This is a genomic window from Dietzia timorensis (assembly GCF_020742175.1).
GTDB classification, from domain to species: Bacteria; Actinomycetota; Actinomycetes; order Mycobacteriales; family Mycobacteriaceae; genus Dietzia; species Dietzia timorensis_A.
In genome coordinates this window covers 1-2,593 of record NZ_DYXM01000235.1, presented here as the reverse complement: position 1 = coordinate 2,593, position 2,593 = coordinate 1, and the positions used below count along the sequence as shown (strand labels likewise).

General features: G+C 64.1%; 4 protein-coding genes. 2 read left to right on the top strand and 2 right to left on the bottom strand.

All coding sequences use genetic code 11. The annotated features are described in order from the left end of the window. Positions 1-65 precede the first annotated feature (65 nt). Positions 66-1,259, top strand: a complete 1,194-nt coding sequence (locus K8V11_RS12325) for an acyl-CoA desaturase (RefSeq protein ID WP_303914733.1) — start codon at positions 66-68, stop codon at positions 1,257-1,259. A 103-nt stretch (positions 1,260-1,362) separates the two neighbouring features. Next, positions 1,363-1,605 carry a hypothetical protein gene (locus tag K8V11_RS12320; RefSeq protein ID WP_303914730.1) on the top strand — a complete coding sequence of 81 codons (243 nt, stop codon included), beginning with the start codon at positions 1,363-1,365 and terminating at the stop codon, positions 1,603-1,605. Positions 1,606-1,607: 2 nt separating this feature from the next. Here the strand turns inward: K8V11_RS12320 and K8V11_RS12315 are convergent, their stop codons facing one another. Beyond that, on the bottom strand, positions 1,608-2,060 hold the full coding sequence (locus K8V11_RS12315) for a PaaI family thioesterase (RefSeq protein ID WP_303914727.1): 453 nt from the start codon (positions 2,058-2,060) through the stop codon (positions 1,608-1,610). 38 nt (positions 2,061-2,098) lie between these two features. Continuing rightward, on the bottom strand, positions 2,099-2,593 hold a 495-nt coding region (locus tag K8V11_RS12310; protein ID WP_303914724.1), incomplete at its 5' end, for an enoyl-CoA hydratase/isomerase family protein.

The following is a 2,593-nucleotide window of genomic DNA, read 5'->3' as shown; positions in this document are numbered from 1 at the left end:
TCCGCGCCCGTGGGCGACGTCGAGATCGACCTCTAAACCACCTGCACAAAAGGAGGAATGACCCTATGTTCACTCTCTCGCTTCCCAAGTTCCCCAACCCCTTCGCGAAGAAGCCCTCCGCGCCTGATCCGGAGCCGGTGCACCTTTCCGCCGAGGCGGTCGAGGAAATCGGCCGCGAGCTCGACGAACTCCGCAACCGTATTACCGCCGACCTCGGCGATAAGGACCGGGAGTACATCCTCGGGATCATCCGGCTGCAGCGGCGCCTCGAGCTCACCGGACGTGGGCTGATGTTCGCCGGCTTCCTGCCGCCGGCGTGGATCGCAGGCGTCGCCGCGCTGAGCGCCTCGAAGATTCTCGACAACATGGAAATCGGGCACAACGTAATGCACGGCCAGTACGACTGGATGCAGGACCCGATGGTGCATTCGTCCACCTTCGAATGGGACAACACGTGCCCCGGCGACCAGTGGCGGCACTCGCACAATTTCATGCATCACACGTACACGAACATCCTCGATATGGACCGCGACATCGGCTACGGGCTGCTGCGCATGGAGCACGAGCAGGCGTGGAACCCGCTGCGGCTGGGTAATCCCGCGTACGCCTTCGTGTTGATGTGTGCGTTCCAGTGGGGTGTGATGCTGCACGACCTCGAATACGACCGCGTGCTCAAGGGCGAGCGCTCGTGGGCCGAGGTCAAGCCGCTGTTGCGCGGCTGGTGGCATAAGGCCGGCCGCCAGGTCGCCAAGGACTACCTGCTGCACCCGGCGCTCACCGGCCCCCTGTTCCCGCTCACGCTTGCCGGCAACGCCACCGCGAACTTCGTGCGCAACGTGTGGTCGTTCTCCGTGATCTTCTGCGGCCATTTCCCGGACGGCGCGCAGGTCTTCACGCCCGAGGAATGTGAGAACGAGACGCAGGGCGAGTGGTACGTGCGACAGATGCTCGGCTCGGCCAACTTCACCGGCGGGCGGGTCATGCACATCGCCGGCGGCCACCTCGGATACCAGATCGAACACCACCTGTTCCCCGACCTGCCGTCGAGCCGATACCCGGAGATCGCCGACGAGGTCCGCGCGATCTGCGAGAAGAACGGCCTTCCCTACAACTCCGGCCCGTTGTGGAAGCAGGTCGCGAACGTGTGGGGCAAGATGTTCCGGCTCGCGCTGCCGCTGCCTCCGGCGAAGTCCGACGCTCCCGCGGTGCACATCGAGCGCCGCCGCGCGAAGGCCGAGGCGGAAGCCGTGGCTGCCTAGGCCGACAAACCGGCCCGGCTCGACGCAGCCCCGCGATCCATCGGCGAGAACCTTCTGGCCGTCGCCCCTTCTGGGCGGCGGCCAGCGGCGTTTGGATAGCCCCATGAGCGACTTCGAACGGCGTAAGGACCAGGTACAAGAGGCCATCTCGTCAACGGCCGGTCTCGTCGGTCGCCTCACCGCGATCACCACAGACGCCGTCGGCTCGGCCGCGCGCGAAGTCGGCGACTGGATCTCCGACGGAGTCGAAATGCGGGAAGCCGCGAAGCTCTCCCGAGAGGACGAGCAGCGCAACAAGCAACCGGACGACCAGCAACACACCGACGACACCGAGGGCGGAGCGTAGCGCTAGGGGATTACGAGGCACGTGGTGGTGCCGTGAGCGATGAGCTTGCCGCGTTCGTCGACGACCTTGCCTTCTGCGGTGGCGACCTTCCGCCCGGTGTGCACGACGGTTCCGGTCGCCGTGAGCTCGGCGCCGTCGAGGCCCGCAGCACGAATGTAGTTGACCTTCAGCTCGAGAGTCGTATAACCGACGCCGGCGGGCAGAGTGGAATGTACGGCGCAGCCCATGACGGAATCGAGCATGGTCGCTGCGATTCCGCCGTGCACGGTGCCCTGCGGGTTCGAAAAATCGGGCTTGGTCTTGGCGGACATCACGACCCGCCCGTCCTCGACCTCGTCGAAGCGCATCCCGAGCAGTCGCCGGATTGACGGGGTCTCGTCGGAATCGTTCTCCTGAACCCACCGGAGTACTTCGAGTCCGGTCATGGTGGTGATATCGGGAAACTGCTCTGCCATGGTCGTTTTCCTTCTTGTAGTGGGCGTAATTCCGATTGTCAGTCTGTTGTGGGGGAGTTCTGACGAAGTGTCGCCAGAGCCTGGGCGTACATTCGCTTCTTACTGGTCCCCAGAGTGTCGCCCGCTTTCTCGGAAAGGCTGCGCGCCAGGTCTACGGCACTGGATCGAACGGCATCTTCGGCGACCGCCCTGTCGACGATCTGCGCCGCCTGCGCATCCGTACCTCCGTAACGCTTGGAGGAAAGCATCGCTTCATGCGCAGTATGCTTGCTCAACCGGGCCTGGATCAGCGCGGCCATGCCGGGCGTGAACGGGATATTGATGTCAACCTCCGGCAGGCACCAGAATCCTCTGTCGGCACGCATGATCCGGAAATCGTGCGCGAGGGTCAGCATTGCCCCGGCAGCAAATGCATGACCTTGAATCGCGGCGACGGTGATCATGGGAAGTTCGAGGAACCGAGCGAAAAGTTCCTGCACGTCCGCGATGTACGAGTCAAAGCGGTCGAAGTTCTCTCCGAGCCAGTCCAGATC